This window comes from Desulfovibrio desulfuricans, assembly GCF_004801255.1.
Classification (GTDB): domain Bacteria; phylum Desulfobacterota; class Desulfovibrionia; order Desulfovibrionales; family Desulfovibrionaceae; genus Desulfovibrio; species Desulfovibrio desulfuricans_C.
This window is the reverse complement of the sequence record NZ_CP036295.1, coordinates 991,815-1,010,841: the sequence shown is the minus strand read 5'-3', so window position 1 is coordinate 1,010,841 and position 19,027 is coordinate 991,815. Positions and strand designations below refer to the sequence as shown.

The following is a 19,027-nucleotide window of genomic DNA, read 5'->3' as shown; positions in this document are numbered from 1 at the left end:
CGCCCTTGTTGCAGGGGCGCTCCTGTTGTTGCAGCGTTGCGCGCGGTTCCGCGCATGGCTCAGCACCCCGCTTCCGGCCCGCCATCCCATCCCAAGGCACGTTATGCGGCATCCTCCCCTGCAAGCCCCCCTGCTCTGGCAGACCTATCTGGGCTTTTGGATAGCTGGCATCACTGCCGCCCCCTGGCCTCTGCCGTCGCTCTGCTTTGCTGTTTTGCTGCTGTTTGTCGATGCCCGCCTGTGGCGCGCGGTACGCGTGTGCGTGGCCACGCTGTGCCTGCTGGCAGGCTGTATGACCGGCAGCTGGCAGCTCTACGGCAGTCTTCTACCGACTGCCATGTTGCCCGCAGACAGGGCAAGGCAGGCGAGCCCGGCTCCGTCATGGCTGCACGAGGACGCGCAGCAGCCGCGCATATGCGGCACGGTGCGGGACATGCAAGGCCTGCCCGACAACCGCCTGCGTCTGTTGCTGGATGAGGTGCGGCCCGCACTACCGGATGACGAGGGTCAAAGGGCCGTTGCTGGCGACAGTTCCGGGCGCATCCTGCCGGGCAAGCTGGCCTGGACGTGGGAATCCCCCATGCTGCCGAGCGCCCTTGCTCCCCCCCTGCCGGGACAGACCGTCTGCATCGCGCGACGGCCCATGCCCGCACAGGGCTTTGCCAACGAAGGGCAGACCGATTGGGGCTTATGGCTTGCGGCGCAGGGGGTGCGCTGGCGTTTGTGGAGCCTGGGCGCTCAGGGCAGCCCGCAAATTTACGGTCAACCCACGCTCTCGGCACGCTGGCGCGAATCGCTGCGCCAATGTTTTGTTGCCGTATTGCTGCCGCCGGAGTATGCGCGGCAGATTACGCAGCAGCCCGCGACGCAGACGCAAGGTCATGGGCAGGCCCAGTCTACCCAGCTTTCACAAGGCAAGGCCATTCTGCTGGCCCTGCTGTTTGGCGACCGGCTGTACCTCGACCAGCAGACCCTCAACAACTTTGCTGCTGCCACACTGGTGCACAGTCTCGCACTCTCCGGCCAGCATCTTACCGTGGCGGGGCTGGTGGGCCTGCTGTGCGTGCTTGCAGCGGCCCGCGCACGCCCTGGCATATATCTGCGCCGCCCCCGCGCCGTGTGGATACTGCTAGCCACAGTGCCGCCCGCCATGGCCTATCTGTGGCTGGGCGACGCCCCGGCGTCGCTGTTGCGGGCGGCGGTTATGCTGCTGTTTCTTGCCTTTTATTTTTTGCAGGGCAAGCCGCGCACCACTCTGGACGTGCTGTGCGCGGCCCTGCTCTGCATCAGCGTGGCTTCTCCCCTGAGCATGCTGGATACGGGTCTGCAGCTTTCGGTGCTGTGCGTTGCGGTTATCGGCATGAGTTTGCCGTGGATGCGCCAACTGGCTCCGCAACAGGACACGCCGGAGCATGGGCCGCGTGAACGCGTGCGGCATGCCCTGTGGGCGCTGGCGCGTATTTTTATGGTTTCGCTGGGCATCCAGGTGGCGCTGCTGCCGCTGAACATGCTGCTGTTTAACAACATGGGGCACTGGTTCTGGCTTAATGTGCTCTGGTTGCCCATTGCCGACATGCTCGTACTGCCCGCCACCGTGCTTGGCCTGCTGCTGTCGGCCATTGGTCTGGAGACGCCTGCGCGGCTGGTGCTCGATACGGCGGCACTGCCCTGTCAGTGGCTCACGGACGCGCTGGCCTGGCTGGCGCACGCAAACCTGCTGCAGCCGCCAGCCCTGCTGCGCCCCCACTGGACAAACCTGCCTGCCTTTGCCGCACTGCTTGGGGCGCTGGCCTTCAAAGCCGGACGCACCCAGTTGCCCCAGGCTGCGCGGCGTATGTTGCTGGCAGGGGCGCTGCTGTTGTGCGTAGGCCCCGCCCTGCGCACGGCGGAGCGTCTTTCTGACCATATCCGCCTTGATGTGCTTGACGTGGGTCAAAGTCAGGCCCTGTTGCTGCGGCTGCCCGGCCATGTACGCTTGCTGCTGGACGGCAGCGGCAGCGCCTCGCCGCGTTTTGATCCCGGTCAGGCGCTCGTCGCGCCAGCGCTCGCCTACAACGACGCGCCGCAACTGGCAGCGGTGCTCAACACCCACCCGGACCTTGACCATATGGGGGGGCTGCTGCATGTGCTGCGGGTCTTTCATGTTGACCATTTGCTGGAAAATGGACGCGAAGGCAAAGGAAGCTGGGGAGAGCTGTGGCGTGCGGCGCGGCAAGAGCACCATAGCCGCCCCCTCATGCGGGGCGACGTGCTTGTGCTTGGCGATCCGGCCCGTAATCTGCGGCTGGAGATCCTGCACCCGCCGCGCGACGAGCAGGCGGCATGGCAGGGCAACGATGCGTCAGTGGTAGCCCGGCTGACCAGCAGTGGCAGAGGACTGGCAATTTTTATGGGCGATGCGGAACGGCCCGTGCTGCGCCGCCTGCTTGAAAACGGCGACGACCTGCGGGCCGAGGTGATTGTGGCCCCGCACCACGGTTCGGCAACCGGTTTTTTAAAAGAATTTTATGCAGCCGTGGGACCAGGCCTTGTGGTGGCCTCATGCGGCTTTGAAAACCGCTACGGCTACCCGGCGCAAAGCCTGCGTGCATGGTGCGGAACTGCTGGCGTACCATTGCTGCACACCGGACGGGACGGGGCCGTGCATATTGTCTGGCCCGCAAGCAGCGAGGGGTTTGACCCGTACAGGGTAACTACCGGGCGGCCATAACCTGCAGCAGGTTTAAACTCTGGCACGGGCAAAATGTCGGGCACAACACCTCGCCCGGCTATTTTTTGAGCCAGGATTCCACCAGCTGGGGATTTTCACGCATGAAACGGCGGGCATTCTGCACCGGATCCGTTCCCCTTTGCTGGTTCCAGTCCATCAGGTGCTGCAGCTGCGAGGCGTCGTCGTAGTGAAAATTGCTCAAACAAGCCCAGGCATCCGGGTAGTCTTTTTTCAGCCCGATACGGCCCACCTTAAAAATGCTTTCTTCTTTGCCAAGGCTGCCAAGCGGGTCATCCAGATAGTGCATCGGCCAGCGATTGAACATCCAGTGGGGCGACCAGGCAGTTACCACTATCCACTCCTGTTTTCGGATCGCCTCGGCCAGACTGGAGGTCATGCTGGCGCTGCTGCCCGCCGCAAGTTGCAGATGGCTGATCTCATATTTTTTCAGTGCCTTGGTCGTGAGGCGCATCAACCCGGCATCGCGGTCGATGCCCACGATACGCCCCGCGAACTTGTCGGCGTTGACATCCAGCTCGTCAATGGAGCGTAGCGGTACATAGTCTGGCACAGCCAGCCCCAGACGCGCACCGCCCACAAGTTTGCCCAGGATTTCCACCTGATTTTTGACCTTGGCGTACATGTCGGCGTGGGTATCGGGCAGCCATGCCGTGACCATGGCGTCGGCCTCTCCGCCCGCGATACTGTTCCACAAGGTCGGATGGTTTACCGGCACCAGTTCCACGCGGTAGCCGAGCCTGTCTTCAAGCACGGCCTTGGCCAGATTGCTTGAGGCAATGGCGCAGTCCCAGTCCACATAGACAATTTTGAGCGTTTTGCGGCCGTTGCCCGTCGCAGACGCCAGCGTCGGGCAACTTCCAAATGTTAAAAGCACCAAAAGGACGATAACAAAGCTGCGCGCCATTGCTTTCTCCATATTTCCGTTGCCTGCCCAAAGGCCGCATTGAAAAGAGACAACTCCATTTGCTTGGCATGATAGCAAGTTCATGGACAGCTTCAAAGCTATTTCATGCACGCGTCGACTGACTGGCGGGGCTTACCCGCAACCGCCCTGCTAATGGCTGCATCAATGCCTCGATATGAATGAAAAATCAGCAGCGAGCCAGCGGCAGTTCGTCCCAGCAGGTGGTCATGCGGGGGGAGCGGTGCTCCTGCCGCATATGCCAGGGGGCGTCGCCCATGCCCTGTGCGCCAAAAATAATCGTATCCCGCCCAAACCTGCCGTTTATGGCATCCAGCGAGCGCATGAGGCGCTTGCGGCGGCCATCGCCGTCGGCATCCTCGCCAGCCGCCAGCGCCAGCAGGCTGCCCTGCATGGAGTCGGCCCGTTCAAGCCCGTAGAGCATGACCCCGGCCTTGGCGTAGGCATAGCCGTGCAAAAAGATGCGATCAAGCCCCCCAAGGGCCGCGTGGATAAACTGCTGGCTGTCGGCTGTGGGCACTGGCAATGGGCACTGGGCTGTCTGGTCGTACAGCCGCTCGTGGGCCGCCGCCTGACCGGGGCGCGCCGTGCGGATATGCACGGCAAGCCCGCTTGCCACCAGCCCCGCGCCCCGCAGCCGCGCTGCCGCCCGCACCGCAAAGGTGGACAAGGCCTGGGCCAGCATGGCCTTGTCGTGTATGCGGTGGGCAAACGACCGGGTGGACATGAGGGTTTTACGGACAACGGGCGCGGTTTCGTTGCCAAGGCAGGGGATGCCGCGCAGCTCCAGCGCTGTGCGCCAGCCGGTAACCGTAAGCAGACGGCGCAGCATGACGTCGTCGGCGTTTTTCATGTGCAGGGCCGTACGTATGCCTTCGGCCCACAGCCGCCGGGCCTGTCGCCGCCCTACGCCCCAGATGTCCTCCACCGGCGTGCGGGCCAGCACCCGGTCTATGGCTTCCTCGTGCCGCACAAGCGAAAAAACGCCCTCGTAGGCAGCGTGTTTTTTGGCCACATGCGTGGCAATTTTGGCCAACGTGCGCGTTGAACCCACCCCGACGGACACGGCAATGCCCGTCCAGCGCTGGATGCGTTGGCGCACATCCCTGCAAAATTCCGGCAGGTTGGCCAGCTGGGGCGCATCAAGCCTCATGAAGGCTTCGTCTATGGAATACGGCTCCACCTGCTGGCAGCACTGCTCAAGGATGCCCACGACCCGGGCGGAAATATCGCCATACAGCGTATAATTGGAAGAAAAGACAACGGCATTCAGCTCTTGCAGCCACGACCGAAGCTTGAACTCGGGCGCCCCCATGGGAACGCCCAGCGCCTTGGCCTCCGCCGAACGGGACACAATGCACCCGTCATTGTTTGAAAGCACCACCACGGGCCGCGCAGCAAGATCTGGTCGAAACAGTTTTTCGCACGAGGCGTAAAAATTGTTGCAATCCACAAGGGCCCACAGTGATGCGGGCGATTCACAGCTTGTGGACGACATAGGTAACCACCCCCCAGATATGCACAAATTCGCTTTCTGTAATATCTATGGGCTCAAACCGGGCATTTTCCGGAGCCAACAAAATGCGGCCCCCGCGATGCAGCAGCCGCTTGACCGTCAGCTCGCCCTCCAGCGCGGCAATGACCACCTTGCGGTGGACAGGATCAATGGACCGGTCCACCACCAGCAGGTCGCCGTCGTGTATGCCGGCGCCCAGCATGGACTCGCCGTGCGCCCGCAAAAAAAACGTGGCCGCCTCGTTGCGCACCAGATGGCGGTGCAGGTCAAGCCTGCAATCCAAGTAATCCTCGGCAGGCGAAGGAAAACCGGCCTCGACGGGGGCAAGGTACAGGGGCGATCCCGCACGGCAATCGCAGACTGCCGCCGCAGGAGCCACCAACTCGAGTGAAGACGAAATGAAAGCCATACCGCCTCCTTGGAACGGGTTGCGCCGCGCATGGCGCGACGGGCAGGCTGATGGGCGCAACCGCAGCGGCGCGCCGACAATAAGCTTTTAGCTTATTTTATCCTTGCAAGCAACGCCTGTGATTGATACATTGAAGGAAAAGCTGAAACTACCCCGCCGAAAACGTGCGCGGAGACACCATTTTGCGTGCGATGCGAGGAGCGTTATGCCGGAAAAAGCTGATTTTAAAGAAACATTGCATAGGCTTATGCAGGCCCTGAGCGTTGTAAGCGATGCGGAACTGGCCAGAGCATTGGGCATAACCCCCCAGTCGGTCAGCGGCGCGCGTAAACGCGGCGACGTTCCGCCAGCGTGGATACAGGGCTGCGCCGCGCAAACAGGCGTCAACGCTCACTGGCTTTTTTTCGGCTGCGGGCCCATGCGCCTTCCCGAGGCGGCGGACGGCGAGCTGCCCAGCATTCAGGCCGATTGCGAGGCAGACCTCATCAGCATACCCCTTGCCGAGGCCAGACTTTCCGCTGGCACCGGCAGCCTTGAAGTAAATAGTCACAGCCAGGGCAGCTATGCCTTCCGGGGCGATTTTTTGCGGCGCAAGGGCAACCCCAGGCGCATGGTGCTTATGCGGGTTTCCGGCGACAGCATGGTTCCTGAAATTTTTGACAACGACCTGGTGTTGCTTGACCGAGGGCAAACAGAAATCAGCCCAGGGCGTCTCTATGCCGTTGGGTTTGAAGATGCCATCTACATAAAGCGCATAGACAAACTCCCCGGCAAAATTATACTGCACAGCGTCAACCCGGCGTACCCCCCAGTGAGCCTTGACCTGCGCGGAGACTGCGCGGATCAGTTCCGGGTCATTGGGCGCGTGCTCTGGTCTGGAAGGGAATACAGGTAAGAAGGCTTGCGCAAGGCACAGCCCACGCGTACACTCTCTAAATATACGACTTAATTGCCAAGGAGTCAGGGATGTCGCTTGCTCGTCAATCCTTCGCAACTTTTTTGACCAATCTGGCCGCAACTGGGGCTTTTTGCGCTGTGCTGCTTTTTGCAACCCAGGCTCTGGCCGCCGAGGCAGCACCGCAGGCGGTTATTGCGCAACCCGGCGCGGAACCGGCCGCCAACAACGCCGAGCCGCAGGACCCGGCCCCGCCAGCAGAAAGCCTGTTCAGCCAGACCTATCAAGCCTGCATGGATGAAGCCGCAGGCACAACCACCGCCATGCAGGACTGCATGGCCGCGGAACAGGAACGCCTTGAAACGCGCATGGCGGCCCAGCGCAACCGCGTGGCCCCCACGCTGAACCCTGAACGCGCCAAAGCGTTTACTGAAGCCCTTGGCGCATGGGATACGCTGCGCAAAAGCGGCTCGCTCGCCATGTATGACCCGGACGGAGGTACGCTTTCTCCGCTTATGGCGTCACTGTGGTATCTTGAGCAGACCGCGCGCATGGCGCGCTGGGTTGACGGCATGCTTGAAAATGCCGAGCCCTAACTGAAATATTTGTACTTGCCTGACTTGCGAGGCATATCTTCAAACAGCAGTATGCCGCCAGGTTTACTGCTTTTTTTTAATGCAGACAGCTATGGAGCTGCAAAATGCACGAGACGCGGCCTGCCGGAAGCCTGCGCCAGGTCGCACGGCATCGAAGAATCAAACACGACCGGCCGCGACATTATATGCCCCTTGGCTTAAGAGCGTGACTTTGGGCGTGATGAACTATGGTGAAAGCTGACCAGCAAATCGAGCACATGACATGCTGCGCCTCAGGCACCAAGGTAGAGGCAAAATGCCCCGATCCACGTCCTGTTCGCAATTCAGCGGCAGCTGTGCGGGGCATTGCTGCAGCAGCGGTATATTCCAACACAGACAAACCAAATTGCCGCCGAGCCCTGCAGCGCTATATGGGCCAGACTGGCATGCATGTTTGATGTTTTTTTATACATCCACGCGCGGTATGCCGCCATATTTGAAACAGTACAGCAACGGTAAGGCAAATATCCAGTGCTGCACTGTCGTGGCAAAGATGAGGCATAATGTATGAAGAGATGCCGCTGGGGCACTTGCCTGCGTTAAAACGCAGCTGCAAGTGCAGGGCCTTGCAATTTTGCAAAAGCACCGTCAAAAAAACGGATGCTGTTTGGGATTCAAATTGGACAGTTGCTTCCACAAGGCAGACGAAACGACAAAGGGGCGCTCATGCGCCCCTTTGTCCATATAATGCAACCTCAAAAGCAATTACGCTTCAGCGGTTTCTTCAGCCTTGGGCTTGCGGGTACGCTTGGGCTTTGCAGGGGCTTCTTCAGCGGCCTTGGCTTCCGCAGCGGGAGCCGCTTCAAGAGCGCGAGAAAGCTCAATAATGGCCATGGGGGCGTTGTCGCCCTTACGGGGCATGGCCAGCTTAAGGATACGGGTGTAGCCGCCGGGCACGCCGGCGAAAACGGGACCGATCTCGTCAAAAAGGCGCTTAACCAAAGCGTGATCGTTCAACACACGGTAAGCCTGACGGCGGGCGTGCAGGTCGTTGCGCTTGGCAAGGGTGATCAGGGGTTCCACCACCCGGCGCAGCTCCTTGGCCTTGATTTCCGTGGTGCGGATTTTGCCGTGGATCAGCAGGGCCTTAGCGAGATTGTGCAACAGGGCCTTACGGTGCGCAGGCGTACGCGAGAGTTTCCTGCCGGAATTGCTATGCCTCATTTTGCTGCTTCCTTTTCCATTCCTGATATTTCTTGTCGAAGGAATCGACCTTCATGCCGAAGTCAAGGCCCATGTCCACGAGAACACCCTTGATTTCATCCAATGACTTGCGACCAAAATTCTTGGTCTTGAGCATTTCCGCTTCAGAACGCTGCACCAGCTCGCCAACCAGGGCGATGTTAGCGCCCCTCAGGCAGTTGGTCGCACGCACCGACAATTCGAGATCGTCAATGCTCTTGTACAGATGCTCGTTAATTTCGCCGCTCTCGCCGCTACCGTGCCGCATATCGCCAGAAACGCGCTCATCAAAATTGATGAAGACAGAAATCTGGTCTTTAATGATCTTGGCACTGTAGGCAATGGCGTCCTCTGGGGTGAGGGAGCCGTCGGTCCACACTTCCAGCAGCAGACGGTCGTAGTTGGTCATTTGACCGACGCGAGCCTGCTCCACGGTGTAGGCAACCTTGCGCACAGGGGAGAAGCTGGAGTCCAGCCTGATGATGCCGATCTCGTCGGTCAATCCCTCGTGCATATCCGCAGGCACATAGCCCTTGCCCATACGAGCCTCAAACTCCATCTCAAACACAACGTCCTCGGTAAGAGTGGCGAGGTGCTGCTCGGGGTTGAGAACTTCCACATGCTGGTTGCCCTGAATGTTCCCGGCGGTCACCGGGCCCTTCTGGTCAACACGCAGAGTAATGCGCTGCGGTTCGTCGGTATCCATGCGCAGGCGAACCTGCTTGATGTTCAGGATGACATCGGTGATGTCTTCAAGAACGCCATGAACCGTGGTGAATTCATGTTGCACACCGATGATTTTCACCGATACGAAGGCCGCACCCTGAAGTGACGACAAAAGAACCCGGCGCATGGCATTACCAATGGTGGTGCCGTAGCCCCTTTCCAGCGGTTCACAGATAAACTTGCCGTGAGTAACGCTGGCGGTTTCTTCTTCGCGCATGATCTGGTCGGGCTTTACAAGCTCGGACCAGTTGCGTGCATTTATAAGGCGTTCGCCCTGTTTTATAAGCATGCGAACCCCCGCTTATTTCGAGTAAAGTTCGACAATCAGCTGCTCGTTGACGGGGAACTGGATATCGTCACGCTGCGGCAGCGCCTTGACTGAGCCCTTGAAGGCTGCGCCGTCGGCTTCAAGCCACGCAGGGCAGCCACGGCGGGCAATAACTTCCTGAGCTTCTGCAAGCACAGGAATCTTGCGATTCTTTTCAGGCACTTCAATGCTATCACCCAGACGCACCTGCAAGGAAGGAATGTTCACCTTGCGGCCGTTGAGGGTAAAAATGCCATGACGCACGAGCTGACGAGCCTGGTTGCGCGAATTGGCAAAACCAAGGCGGTACACCACGTTGTCGAGGCGGCGTTCAAGAATAACGAGCAGGTTGGTACCAGTAACGCCCTTCTGCATTTCGGCCTTCTCGAAGTAGCCATGGAACTGGCGTTCGAGAATGCCGTAAGCGCGGCGGGTCTTCTGCTTCTCGCGCAACTGAACAGCATATTCGCTGACCTTCTTGCGCGCACGGCCATGCTGGCCGGGAGCGTAGGGACGGCGGTCATATGCGCACTTGTCGGTGAAGCAGCGGTCGCCCTTCAGAAAAAGCTTGCAGCCTTCGCGACGGCACATGCGGCACTTGGCTTCAGTATATTTGGCCATCTATCTTTACCTCTTACGGTTTTGGCGCGGTTTACGCAAGGCGCAAACTAGACGCGGCGGCGCTTGGGCGGCCGGCAGCCATTGTGCGGAATGGGCGTAACGTCGCGGATGAACGCCACCTTGAAGCCGATTGCCGAAATGGCGCGCATGGCGGCTTCACGACCGGAACCGGGGCCCTTAACATAGATGCCCACGGTCCGCATGCCGTTATCCTGAGCCTTGCGAGCGGCCGTTTCAGCGGCAACCTGCGCAGCAAAGGGGGTGGACTTACGCGAACCCTTAAAGCCGCTCTGGCCCGAAGAGGCCCACGAAACAGCATTGCCGCGCGTATCCGTAAAGGTGATGATGGTATTGTTGAACGAAGCCTGAATGTGGGCAATGCCCACGGGCACGTTCTTCTTTTCCTTTTTCTTGACCACTTTCTTGGGTCTGGCCATAACTAACCTCTAAATGGAGCTTGTCAGATTTGTGTTCCGCATTGCGGAAAAATCCGTTCGTCCTCACGGCAGCACTATTGCTGCATTCGCTTTACAAACTGCGACAAGCGCAGCCGCGCCGCTACTTCTTCTTGCCTACGGCGCCGCGGCGGGGTCCCTTACGGGTGCGGGCATTGGTGTGCGTGCGCTGACCATGCACGGGCAAGCCGCGACGGTGACGCAGACCACGGAAACAACCAATATCCATAAGGCGCTTAATGTTGCTGGAAATTTCGCGACGCAGGTCGCCTTCCACCTTGTAGTTCTGTTCGAGTTCCTTACGGATCTCGTTAACTTCGTCAGCGGAGAGGTCGTCGATGTTACGCTCCCAGTTGACGCCGGTGGTATCCAGAATTTTCATGGCCGTGGTGCGGCCAATGCCATAAATGTAGGTGAGCGCAATGTCCACCCGTTTGCCGCGAGGCAAATCAACACCTGCTATTCTCGCCACAATTAGTCTCCTGCCCTAGCCCTGGCGCTGCTTGTGCCGGGGGTTTTCGCAGATAACTCGAAGCACTCCCTTGCGCCGGATAACCTTACACTTGGGGCATATTTTCTTGACGGAAGGTCTTACTTTCATACCTCATCTCCAATAAGAAACCATTGCATTGACCAAATAAAGATCCGGCTTGCGGCTTCGCCACGATAGAACAACAGGCCGCAGTCCTCGAAATTGAGGACGGGAACGGAAATCTTTATCCAGCTTTACCTCTGATGTCAACCTTCAATTGTGTGCCGGTTCAAACCACGATCCGAAATGCTGAGAATCTGCGGCCCGTGGGGGGTTATGGCGACGCTGTGCTCAAAATGGGCGGCCCACAAACCGTCGCGAGTAACGGCGGTCCACTGGTCGTCCAGGATGTCCACTTCGTACGTTCCCACTGTGACCATGGGTTCAATAGCGATGACCATGCCGTTTTGCAGGGTCAGACCGCGCATGCCGGGCCTGAAGTTGGGCACCTCAGGCTTTTCATGCATCTTTGCACCCACGCCATGGCCCACAAACCGGCGCACTACGTTAAAACCAGCTGCCTCAACATAATCCTGCACTGCTGCGCCGATGTCATAAACATCATTGCCAGCCCTGGCCTGTTCTATGCCAACGTACAGGCTCTCTTCCGTTACCTGCATGAGCTTGTGGATCTCGTCGCTCACCTTGCCAACAGGGAAGGTGCGTGCGGCGTCGCCCACAAAGCCTTCAAACACAACGCCCATGTCGGCACTGACGATATCGCCTTCCTTAAGCAGCCGCGCGGAAGGAAAACCGTGCACCACCTGCTCGTTGACCGAGCAGCACAGGGCGAAGGGGTAACCGCAGTAACCCAGAAAAGCCGGAGTTACCTTGTAGTCGGCGCACATGTCGCGCGCCAGCTCTTCAAGCCGCATGGTAGGCAAACCAGGTGCCACCATGTCGCCCACGGCATCCAGTATGTTGGCAACCATGCGGTTTGCTTCCCGCAGGCAGGCCACTTCCCTTTCATTCTTGATGAATGCGCCGTGATATTTTTTCATTATTCCATCACCATCCGCGCTTGTGAAAACCGCAGTGCAAGCTTTGCAGCATGCCCGCAGCCTTCTAGAGCCTGCCGCTCTTACGCGCCTTGGCCATAAGGCCCTGATACTGGCTGGAGATCATGTGAGATTCCACCTGATTCATGAAGTCCATGGCAACGCCCACAAGGATCAGCAAACTCGTGCCGCCAAAATAGAAAGGCACGTTGAAGTTGCTGATGAGCAGCATGGGCAGCAGGCAGACCAGTGAAATATAGGTGGCCCCCGAAAGGGTCAGCCGCGAAAGCACCACATCAACATATTCCTGGGTTTTTTCACCGGGACGAATGCCGGGGATAAACCCACCGTTCTTCTTGAGGTTTTCAGCCATATCCTTGGGATCAAAAATGATGGCCGTGTAAAAATAGCAGAAGAAGAACATCAAGGCCACATACAGCACGTTGTACGCAACGCCGTGCGGTGAAAAGAACTCAGCTGCCTGCTTCACGTAGTGGTTGGTCGAGAACTGACCAATGGTGGCGGGAAACAACAGCAGCGAAGATGCAAAGATAGGCGGGATAACGCCCGCAGTGTTCAGACGCAGGGGCAGGTGCGAATTCTGCCCGCCGTACATCTTGCGTCCAACCTGACGTTTGGCATAGCTGATGGGGATCCTTCTCTGCGCGCGTTCCACAAACACGATGACCACAGTAACCGCTGCCATCAGGGCCACGATGACTATCGCCATGAAGATGCTCATGTCGCCAGCCTGGATAAGAGCCACAGACTGGATGATGCCGCGGGGAATGCCCACAACGATGCCGCAAAAGATGATCAGCGAGATGCCGTTGCCGATACCGCGCTCTGTAATCTGTTCGCCAAGCCACATAACAAGCACGGAGCCAGCCGTAAAGGTAGCCATGGTAACAAGGCGGAAATGCCAGCCGGGTGCAAGAACAACCGGCGCGCCACCAGGGCTGGTCATGTTTTCAAGCCCTACCGCTATGCCAAGACCCTGCACCAGGGTGATAAGCACGGTGAGGTAACGGGTGTACTGCGTGATCTTGCGTCGCCCCGCCTGCCCTTCTTCCTTAGCCATGCGCTTGATATCGGGGCTGACCACCTGCAAAAGCTGGATGATAATGCTTGCCGAAATGTAAGGCATGACGCCCAGAGCGAACACCGAGACGTTGGACAGGCCGCCGCCGGAAAACATATCAAACAGGCTGAAAAGCGTGCCGGACATGCTTTGAAAAAACGACGCCAGCGCAGAAGCGTCAACACCCGGAATGGGCACATGAACACCTATGCGGTAGCAGCACAAAATCAGGAGGGTCCAGCCGATGCGTTTGGACAACGAAGCCTGGCCCGCCATATTGTTTGCCGATCCTACTGCCATGAAACACTCGTTGCGTTTGTGCGCCTGCGGCGCAGTATGTGCGCAACGTCATTGCCCGCCGCAAGGCGGGCAATGACGCCAGAAAAGCCGTGAGGCCGCGCTTGCGCGCGGCCACCAGATTTATTCAGCGGTAGCTACCGCTTCCAGCTCGGTCACATTGCCGCCAGCATTGCGGATTTTTTCCGCAGCTGCCTGGCTGAACTTGTGAGCCTCCACCGACAGGGAGCTTGAGACGTCGCCGCGCGAAAGCACTTTCACGGGCGCGCCCATGCGGACCAGGCCGCGGGCGTAGATGTCGTCAAGGGTGATGGTGGTCTTGCCCGGAAAGGCCGACACGAGCGCGTCAAGATTGATCACGTCGTAGGTAACCTTGAAGGGGGCGTTTTTAAAACCGTGCTTGGGCAAACGGCGCTGCAGGGGCATCTGGCCGCCTTCGAAGCCAGGGCGGACGCCGCCGCCGGCACGAGCGTTCTGCCCTTTGTGGCCCTTGCCCGCAGTGCAGCCCAGACCGGAGCCAGAGCCACGGCCCACGCGACGGCGGGTCTTACGCTCTTCCGGAAAAGGAAACAGATTGTGCAGTTGCATGGTATATCCTTTGGCCGTTACTCAACAACGGCGACCATATGCGGAACTTTGGCGATAATGCCCCGAATGGCCGGGGTATCCTTGAACGTCTTGACCATCTCGCGGCGCTTGAGGCCAAGGGAGTCCAGCAGCCTGCGTTGCGCTGGCGTGGTGCCGATGCGCGAACGCACGAGTTTTACCTTAATTTCTGCCATGGTTACTTCCTCGGAGCTTCCAGCTTCTTACCGCGCAGGGCCGAAACATCTTCGGCGCTGCGCAGGGAAACGAGGCCCTGCATGGTGGCGCGAAGCACGTTGTGCGGGTTGTTGGTTCCGATGGCCTTGGCAAGGACGTCGCGGATGCCTACGGCTTCCATGACGGCGCGCACAGCACCACCGGCGATGATGCCGGTACCTTCGGAGGCGGGCTTGAGCATGACGCGACCGGCGCCGAAACGACCGAGCACTTCATAAGGAAGCGTGCCTTCGAGCAGGGACACCTGAACGCGGTTCTTGCGAGCTCGCTCGGTAGCCTTGCGAAGAGCTTCGGGCACTTCCTGGGCCTTGCCCAGACCGAAGCCCACGCCGCCCTTGCCGTCGCCCACAACCACGAGGGCGCTGAAGCTGAAACGGCGACCGCCCTTGACGACCTTGGCCACGCGGTTGAGGGAAACGATCTTTTCGATTTCGCCCAACTCGTTCTGCTGAGTTTCAGTATTTTCCTGACGCATATTAGAACTCCAAGCCGCCTTCGCGGGCGCCGTCGGCTACGGCCTTGACGCGACCGTGATAAAGATACCCGTTGCGATCGAATACCACTTGATTGATATTCTTCTCCTTGGCCATCCGGGCAATTTCCTTGCCCACCATCTCGGCGCCGCTCTTATTGCAGTGCAGGCCGGCTTCGGTCTTGGAAAGCGACAGGGTAGAGGCGGCAGCCAGGGTTACGCCATCCAGATCGTTGACGATCTGGGCGTAGATGTGCAGGTTGGACCTGAACACAACCAGACGCGGGCGCTCGAAGGTGCCGTTGACTTTCTTGCGGATACGGATCTTGCGGCGCTGCCGGGATTCGTTCTTGCTGTATTTCATGACGCGCCCCCTACTTCTTGCCGCCGGACTTACCAACCTTGCGGCGGATAGTCTCGGTAACGTACTTGATGCCCTTGCCCTTGTAGGGTTCAGGCTTACGGATGCGGCGAATCTTGGCGGCCATTTCGCCCACAAGTTCCTTGTCGATGCCGGTGATGGTCAGAACCTGACCTTCAACAGCAGCCTTGATGCCGTCGGGCAGTTCAACGAGCACGGGGTGGGAATAGCCCACGGAAAGCTCGATAATGTTGCCCTTGACCGCCACACGGTAACCAACGCCGATAACTTCAAGGCCCTTAGAAAAGCCCTTGGTGACGCCTTCAATGCAATTGGCAAGAAGGGTGCGGCGCAATCCGTGCTGCGAACGGGTCTGGCGGTTATCTTCAATACGGCTGAGGGTTACATGACCGTCAGCCTGTTCGTATTTGAGCAGGGAGCAGACAGGGGTGCTCAGCGAGCCCTTGGGCCCTTTAACTTCCACAACATCCGTTCCGATCTTGACTTCAACGCCATTGGGAACGGCAACGGGCAGTCTACCTATTCTCGACATGGTGCACCGCCTACCAGATTTCGCACAGAAGTTCGCCGCCCACCTTCTTCTCATGGGCGGTCATGCCGTCCAGCACGCCGCTGGACGTGGACAAAATGCAGATGCCGAGGCCGTTCTGCACCCTGGGAATGTGATGCGCGCCAACATAAACCCGGCGACCGGGCGTGCTTACACGCTTCAACCCGCAGATGACGGGCTTTCCCTTCTGGTACTTAAGAGTAATGACAATGTTTGTTTCGGCCACGGCCACGTCTTCGACGTAACCTTCCTGCTTGAGGATGGCGGCTAAAGATTCCTTCATCTTCGAGCGCGGCACATTCACTTCCTTGTGCAGGGCCAAATGCGCGTTGCGGATACGGGTGAGCATATCCGCAATGGGATCTGTCAACATCGAATGCTCCTGAGAGTTTGGGAGCGGGGTTAACGGCCCTATGCCGTCACTTCCCGCAGGTGCGCAGGGCGCACCACCCAGACGTTTGCACGCCTGGAAATCTTACCAGCTCGACTTGCGCACGCCGGGCAGTTCACCACGAAGGGCCATGTTGCGGAAGCAGATACGGCAGATGCCGAACTGGCGCAGGAAAGCCCTGGGGCGACCACAAAGCGGGCAGCGATTGTAGGCGCGGGCGCTGAACTTGGGCTTGCGCTTGGCCTTTACTTCCAGAGAAGTACGGGACATGGCTTAACTCCTACTTGCGGAACGGCATGCCAAGCTGGTCGAGAAGGAACTTGCCTTCTTTGTCCGTGGCCGCCGTGGTGACGATGGTGATATTCATGCCCTTGGGATTTTCCACACGGTCAGCTTCCAGCTCGGGAAAGATGGTGTGCTCTTTGATGCCCAAGGTGAAATTGCCGCGCCCATCAAAACCGCGATCAGGAATGCCGCGGAAGTCACGCACTCGGGGCAAGGCAAAGTTCATGAGCTTATCCAAAAAGTCCCACATGCGATCCTTGCGCAGGGTGACGCGCACACCAATGGGCATGCCTTCGCGCAACTTAAATGCGGCAATGGACTTCTTAGCCCGGGTAACAACAGCTTTCTGGCCAGCAATGGCGGTAAGCTCCGCCATGGCTTCTTCCATCAGCTTGTTGTTCGAGCTGGCGGCGCCAAGGCCGATGTTCAGAGAGATCTTTTCGATGCCGGGCAGTTGCATGGAAGAGGAGTAGTTAAACTCCTTCTGCAGTACCGGAACCACTTTCTCTCCATATATCTTTTCAAGGCGTGTCATTGTATCACCTTATTCCATGACTTCGTTGCACTTTTTGCAGAAGCGCACTTTCTTTTCCTTGCCCTCGGACTCGATGGTCTTGTAACCGACTCGAGTGGCCTTGCCGCAGGCAGAGCAGACAACCATGAGATTGGAAACGTGGATCGGCATTTCCTTTTCCACGATACCGCCCGGCTGCTGGGCATAGGGGTTGGGACGCATGTGGCGCTTAACCATGTTGGTTTTTTCCACAAGCACGCGATCCTTCTTGCGCAGGATCTTGAGCACCTTGCCGATTTTGCCCGCGTCCTTGCCGGCGATTACCATCACCTTGTCGTCCTTGCGGATGCGATACATTTTCATGACGGTCTCCTACAGCACTTCCGGGGCCAGCGAAATAATTTTCATAAAGTTCTGGGCGCGCAGCTCACGGGCCACGGGGCCGAAGATACGCGTACCCACGGGCTCACCCTGGTTAGAGAGCAACACGGCGGCGTTGCCGTCGAACTTGATGTAGCTGCCGTCCATGCGACGCACTTCTTTAGCGGTGCGCACGATAACAGCCTTCATAACGTCGCCCTTCTTAACCTTGCTGTGGGGCATGGCTTCTTTAACGGAAACCACGATAATGTCGCCCACCGAGGCGTAGCGGCGGTGTGACCCGCCCAGCACCTTGATGCAGGCAACCTTTTTGGCGCCGGAATTATCGGCCACCTGAAGCGTCGATTCTACCTGGATCATGGTACTACCCTACACGGCTTTTTCAATGATGGAGACCAGGTGCCAGCGCTTGTTGCGCGAAAGCGGACGGAACTCCACAATTTTAACCTTGTCGCCCATACCGCATTCGTTCATAGGATCATGAGCCGTGAACTTCTTGCGGCGCCTCACATACTTCTTAAGCAGAGGATGCTTGACCAGGGTCTCGACGCGCACGACAATGGTCTTGTCGTTCTTGTCGCTCACCACAATGCCGGTCAGCGTTCTGCCCTTGCGATCTTCCAGAGCTTGCATGTTCAGGCCCTCTGTTCCTTTTCGTTCAATACGGTCTCGATTCGCGCCACCTGCTTACGCATGACTTTCAGTTCGGAAGTCTTTTCAAGCTGCGCAGCAGCGTGCTTGAAGCGGGCGCTCATCAGTTCCTGGCGCTGCTCGGTAAGTACCGTGCGCAGTTCTTCAACGCTCATGGAGCGCAGATCCTGGGCGGCGGGCCGGGCGGCGGTTTCGGTCTTTTTCTTGGCGGCCATTTAGATGCCCTCCCTCATCACAATGATGGTCTTGACGGGCAGCTTGTGAGCGGCGCGGGTCAGCGCCTCACGCGCGAGCTCAAGGCTCACGCCCTTGATTTCATACAGCACGCGACCGGGTTTGACCGGAGCGCACCAACCCACCGGCGCGCCCTTACCGGAACCCTGACGGGTTTCCAGAGGCTTGGCCGTAACGGGGCGGTCAGGGAACACGCGGATCCACACTTTACCGCCACGCTTGATGTGACGCATCATGGCGATACGAGCAGCTTCAATCTGCTGGCTCGAAAGCTGGCCATGCTGCACGGTCTTGAGACCGATATCGCCAAATGCAATGGTGGCGCCGCGGGTGGCCAGGCCACGCAGGCGGCCTTTCTGCCACTTGCGGAATTTAACTCTTTTGGGCGCAAGCATTACTGATCTACCTCTTTGTCAAGGATTTCACCCTTATAGATCCACACCTTGACACCGATGATGCCATAGGTGGTGTGCGCTTCGGCAAAGCCGTAGTCGATGTCGGCGCGCAGGGTCTGCAAGGGCACGCGGCCATCGCGGTACCATTCGGTACGGGCGATTTCTGCACCAGCCAGACGACCAGCGCAGGTTACCTTGATGCCTTCGCCGCCAAACTTGCGGGCCATGGACACGGTGCGCTTCATGGCGCGCCGGAAGGCCACGCGGCGCTCAAGCTGCTGGGCGATGTTTTCGGCCACCAGCTGGGCGTCCACTTCGGGGCGACGGATTTCGTTCACTTCAAGAGAGAACTCGCGACCGAACTTCTGACGAAGGTCGTTGCGGAGCTTTTCAATTTCCACACCCTTGCGGCCGATAACAATACCGGGGCGAGCGGTGGAAAGGATAAGCCGTACCTTGCCGCCTGCACGTTCGATTTCGATTTTGGAAACCCCGGCGTGAAACAGGAGCTTCTTCACGAACGTGCGGATCTTGCTGTCTTCATAGACAAAGGCAGGGTATTCCTTCTTGCTGAACCAGCGGGACTGCCAATTCTTGTTGTACCCAAGCCGGAACCCGAACGGATGTACTTTCTGACCCATAG

28 protein-coding genes are annotated in these 19,027 nt (G+C 58.7%); 3 read left to right on the top strand and 25 right to left on the bottom strand.

Features of this window, described 5'->3' with window-relative positions; all coding sequences use genetic code 11:
- The first annotated feature begins 103 nt into the window (after positions 1 to 103).
- Positions 104 to 2,710, top strand: a complete 2,607-nt coding sequence (locus DDIC_RS04245) for a ComEC/Rec2 family competence protein (RefSeq protein ID WP_136399294.1) — start codon at positions 104 to 106, stop codon at positions 2,708 to 2,710.
- 58 nt (positions 2,711 to 2,768) lie between these two features.
- Here the strand turns inward: DDIC_RS04245 and DDIC_RS04240 are convergent, their stop codons facing one another.
- The 3 genes from DDIC_RS04240 to DDIC_RS04230 form a co-directional block, all read right to left on the bottom strand.
- Entirely contained in the window at positions 2,769 to 3,635 is an 867-nt protein-coding gene (locus DDIC_RS04240) for a glycine betaine ABC transporter substrate-binding protein (protein WP_136399293.1), read from the bottom strand.
- A gap of 187 nt (positions 3,636 to 3,822) precedes the next feature.
- Entirely contained in the window at positions 3,823 to 5,151 is a 1,329-nt protein-coding gene (locus DDIC_RS04235; RefSeq protein WP_136399292.1) for a Y-family DNA polymerase, read from the bottom strand.
- Complete coding sequence (locus tag DDIC_RS04230) at positions 5,132 to 5,578, bottom strand: LexA family protein (RefSeq protein WP_136399291.1); 447 nt, start codon at positions 5,576 to 5,578, stop codon at positions 5,132 to 5,134. The genes DDIC_RS04235 and DDIC_RS04230 overlap by 20 nt, the downstream gene beginning before the upstream one ends.
- A gap of 205 nt (positions 5,579 to 5,783) precedes the next feature.
- Between DDIC_RS04230 and DDIC_RS04225 the strand changes: the two genes are divergently transcribed.
- Both DDIC_RS04225 and DDIC_RS04220 read left to right on the top strand, forming a co-directional pair.
- On the top strand, positions 5,784 to 6,473 hold the full coding sequence (locus DDIC_RS04225; protein ID WP_136399290.1) for a LexA family transcriptional regulator: 690 nt from the start codon (positions 5,784 to 5,786) through the stop codon (positions 6,471 to 6,473).
- 71 nt (positions 6,474 to 6,544) lie between these two features.
- On the top strand, positions 6,545 to 7,069 hold the full coding sequence (locus DDIC_RS04220) for a lysozyme inhibitor LprI family protein (RefSeq protein ID WP_136399289.1): 525 nt from the start codon (positions 6,545 to 6,547) through the stop codon (positions 7,067 to 7,069).
- 744 nt (positions 7,070 to 7,813) lie between these two features.
- On the opposite strand, the gene rplQ is transcribed toward DDIC_RS04220, so the two are convergent.
- The 22 genes from rplQ to rpsC all read right to left on the bottom strand — a co-directional run bounded on the left by rplQ (position 7,814) and on the right by rpsC (position 19,025).
- Complete coding sequence (gene rplQ / locus DDIC_RS04215) at positions 7,814 to 8,272, bottom strand: 50S ribosomal protein L17 (RefSeq protein ID WP_136399288.1); 459 nt, start codon at positions 8,270 to 8,272, stop codon at positions 7,814 to 7,816.
- Entirely contained in the window at positions 8,262 to 9,305 is a 1,044-nt protein-coding gene (locus tag DDIC_RS04210) for a DNA-directed RNA polymerase subunit alpha (protein ID WP_136399287.1), read from the bottom strand. Before DDIC_RS04210 ends, rplQ begins: the two co-directional genes overlap by 11 nt.
- A gap of 12 nt (positions 9,306 to 9,317) precedes the next feature.
- A complete protein-coding gene (gene rpsD, locus DDIC_RS04205; RefSeq protein WP_136399286.1) occupies positions 9,318 to 9,944 on the bottom strand; it encodes a 30S ribosomal protein S4 in 627 nt (208 codons plus the stop codon).
- Between the two features lie 47 nt (positions 9,945 to 9,991).
- Positions 9,992 to 10,381, bottom strand: a complete 390-nt coding sequence (rpsK, locus tag DDIC_RS04200; RefSeq protein WP_136399285.1) for a 30S ribosomal protein S11 — start codon at positions 10,379 to 10,381, stop codon at positions 9,992 to 9,994.
- Between the two features lie 121 nt (positions 10,382 to 10,502).
- Positions 10,503 to 10,871 (bottom strand): 30S ribosomal protein S13, encoded by a 369-nt coding sequence (rpsM, locus tag DDIC_RS04195; protein ID WP_136399284.1) that lies wholly within the window; start codon positions 10,869 to 10,871, stop codon positions 10,503 to 10,505.
- A 15-nt stretch (positions 10,872 to 10,886) separates the two neighbouring features.
- A complete protein-coding gene (gene rpmJ / locus DDIC_RS04190) occupies positions 10,887 to 11,000 on the bottom strand; it encodes a 50S ribosomal protein L36 (RefSeq protein WP_005027799.1) in 114 nt (37 codons plus the stop codon).
- A gap of 137 nt (positions 11,001 to 11,137) precedes the next feature.
- A complete protein-coding gene (map, locus tag DDIC_RS04185) occupies positions 11,138 to 11,932 on the bottom strand; it encodes a type I methionyl aminopeptidase (RefSeq protein ID WP_136399283.1) in 795 nt (264 codons plus the stop codon).
- A 64-nt stretch (positions 11,933 to 11,996) separates the two neighbouring features.
- On the bottom strand, positions 11,997 to 13,310 hold the full coding sequence (secY, locus tag DDIC_RS04180; RefSeq protein ID WP_136399282.1) for a preprotein translocase subunit SecY: 1,314 nt from the start codon (positions 13,308 to 13,310) through the stop codon (positions 11,997 to 11,999).
- Between the two features lie 120 nt (positions 13,311 to 13,430).
- Positions 13,431 to 13,895, bottom strand: a complete 465-nt coding sequence (rplO, locus tag DDIC_RS04175; RefSeq protein WP_136399281.1) for a 50S ribosomal protein L15 — start codon at positions 13,893 to 13,895, stop codon at positions 13,431 to 13,433.
- 17 nt (positions 13,896 to 13,912) lie between these two features.
- Positions 13,913 to 14,089, bottom strand: a complete 177-nt coding sequence (rpmD, locus tag DDIC_RS04170; RefSeq protein WP_136399280.1) for a 50S ribosomal protein L30 — start codon at positions 14,087 to 14,089, stop codon at positions 13,913 to 13,915.
- A gap of 2 nt (positions 14,090 to 14,091) precedes the next feature.
- A complete protein-coding gene (gene rpsE, locus DDIC_RS04165) occupies positions 14,092 to 14,604 on the bottom strand; it encodes a 30S ribosomal protein S5 (RefSeq protein WP_136399279.1) in 513 nt (170 codons plus the stop codon).
- A gap of 1 nt (position 14,605) precedes the next feature.
- Complete coding sequence (gene rplR, locus DDIC_RS04160) at positions 14,606 to 14,965, bottom strand: 50S ribosomal protein L18 (RefSeq protein ID WP_136399278.1); 360 nt, start codon at positions 14,963 to 14,965, stop codon at positions 14,606 to 14,608.
- 10 nt (positions 14,966 to 14,975) lie between these two features.
- The gene (gene rplF / locus DDIC_RS04155; protein ID WP_136399277.1) at positions 14,976 to 15,515 is read right to left on the bottom strand and encodes a 50S ribosomal protein L6; all 540 of its coding nucleotides are present in this window, start codon (positions 15,513 to 15,515) and stop codon (positions 14,976 to 14,978) included.
- Positions 15,516 to 15,525: 10 nt separating this feature from the next.
- On the bottom strand, positions 15,526 to 15,906 hold the full coding sequence (gene rpsH / locus DDIC_RS04150) for a 30S ribosomal protein S8 (protein WP_136399276.1): 381 nt from the start codon (positions 15,904 to 15,906) through the stop codon (positions 15,526 to 15,528).
- Between the two features lie 102 nt (positions 15,907 to 16,008).
- Positions 16,009 to 16,194, bottom strand: a complete 186-nt coding sequence (locus DDIC_RS04145; protein WP_012624307.1) for a type Z 30S ribosomal protein S14 — start codon at positions 16,192 to 16,194, stop codon at positions 16,009 to 16,011.
- A gap of 10 nt (positions 16,195 to 16,204) precedes the next feature.
- Positions 16,205 to 16,744 carry a 50S ribosomal protein L5 gene (gene rplE, locus DDIC_RS04140; protein WP_136399275.1) on the bottom strand — a complete coding sequence of 180 codons (540 nt, stop codon included), beginning with the start codon at positions 16,742 to 16,744 and terminating at the stop codon, positions 16,205 to 16,207.
- 9 nt (positions 16,745 to 16,753) lie between these two features.
- Entirely contained in the window at positions 16,754 to 17,086 is a 333-nt protein-coding gene (gene rplX / locus DDIC_RS04135) for a 50S ribosomal protein L24 (protein WP_022658158.1), read from the bottom strand.
- A gap of 9 nt (positions 17,087 to 17,095) precedes the next feature.
- A complete protein-coding gene (rplN, locus tag DDIC_RS04130; protein WP_022658157.1) occupies positions 17,096 to 17,464 on the bottom strand; it encodes a 50S ribosomal protein L14 in 369 nt (122 codons plus the stop codon).
- A gap of 9 nt (positions 17,465 to 17,473) precedes the next feature.
- A complete protein-coding gene (gene rpsQ / locus DDIC_RS04125; RefSeq protein ID WP_012624303.1) occupies positions 17,474 to 17,737 on the bottom strand; it encodes a 30S ribosomal protein S17 in 264 nt (87 codons plus the stop codon).
- 2 nt (positions 17,738 to 17,739) lie between these two features.
- Positions 17,740 to 17,970: a 50S ribosomal protein L29 gene (gene rpmC, locus DDIC_RS04120; RefSeq protein ID WP_136399274.1), complete on the bottom strand. Its 231-nt coding sequence runs from the start codon at positions 17,968 to 17,970 to the stop codon at positions 17,740 to 17,742.
- Positions 17,971 to 18,384: a 50S ribosomal protein L16 gene (rplP, locus tag DDIC_RS04115; RefSeq protein WP_136399273.1), complete on the bottom strand. Its 414-nt coding sequence runs from the start codon at positions 18,382 to 18,384 to the stop codon at positions 17,971 to 17,973. It lies immediately after the preceding gene.
- Positions 18,384 to 19,025, bottom strand: coding sequence for a 30S ribosomal protein S3 (gene rpsC / locus DDIC_RS04110; protein ID WP_136399272.1), 642 nt, complete (start codon positions 19,023 to 19,025; stop codon positions 18,384 to 18,386). Before rpsC ends, rplP begins: the two co-directional genes overlap by 1 nt.
- Positions 19,026 to 19,027 lie beyond the last annotated feature (2 nt).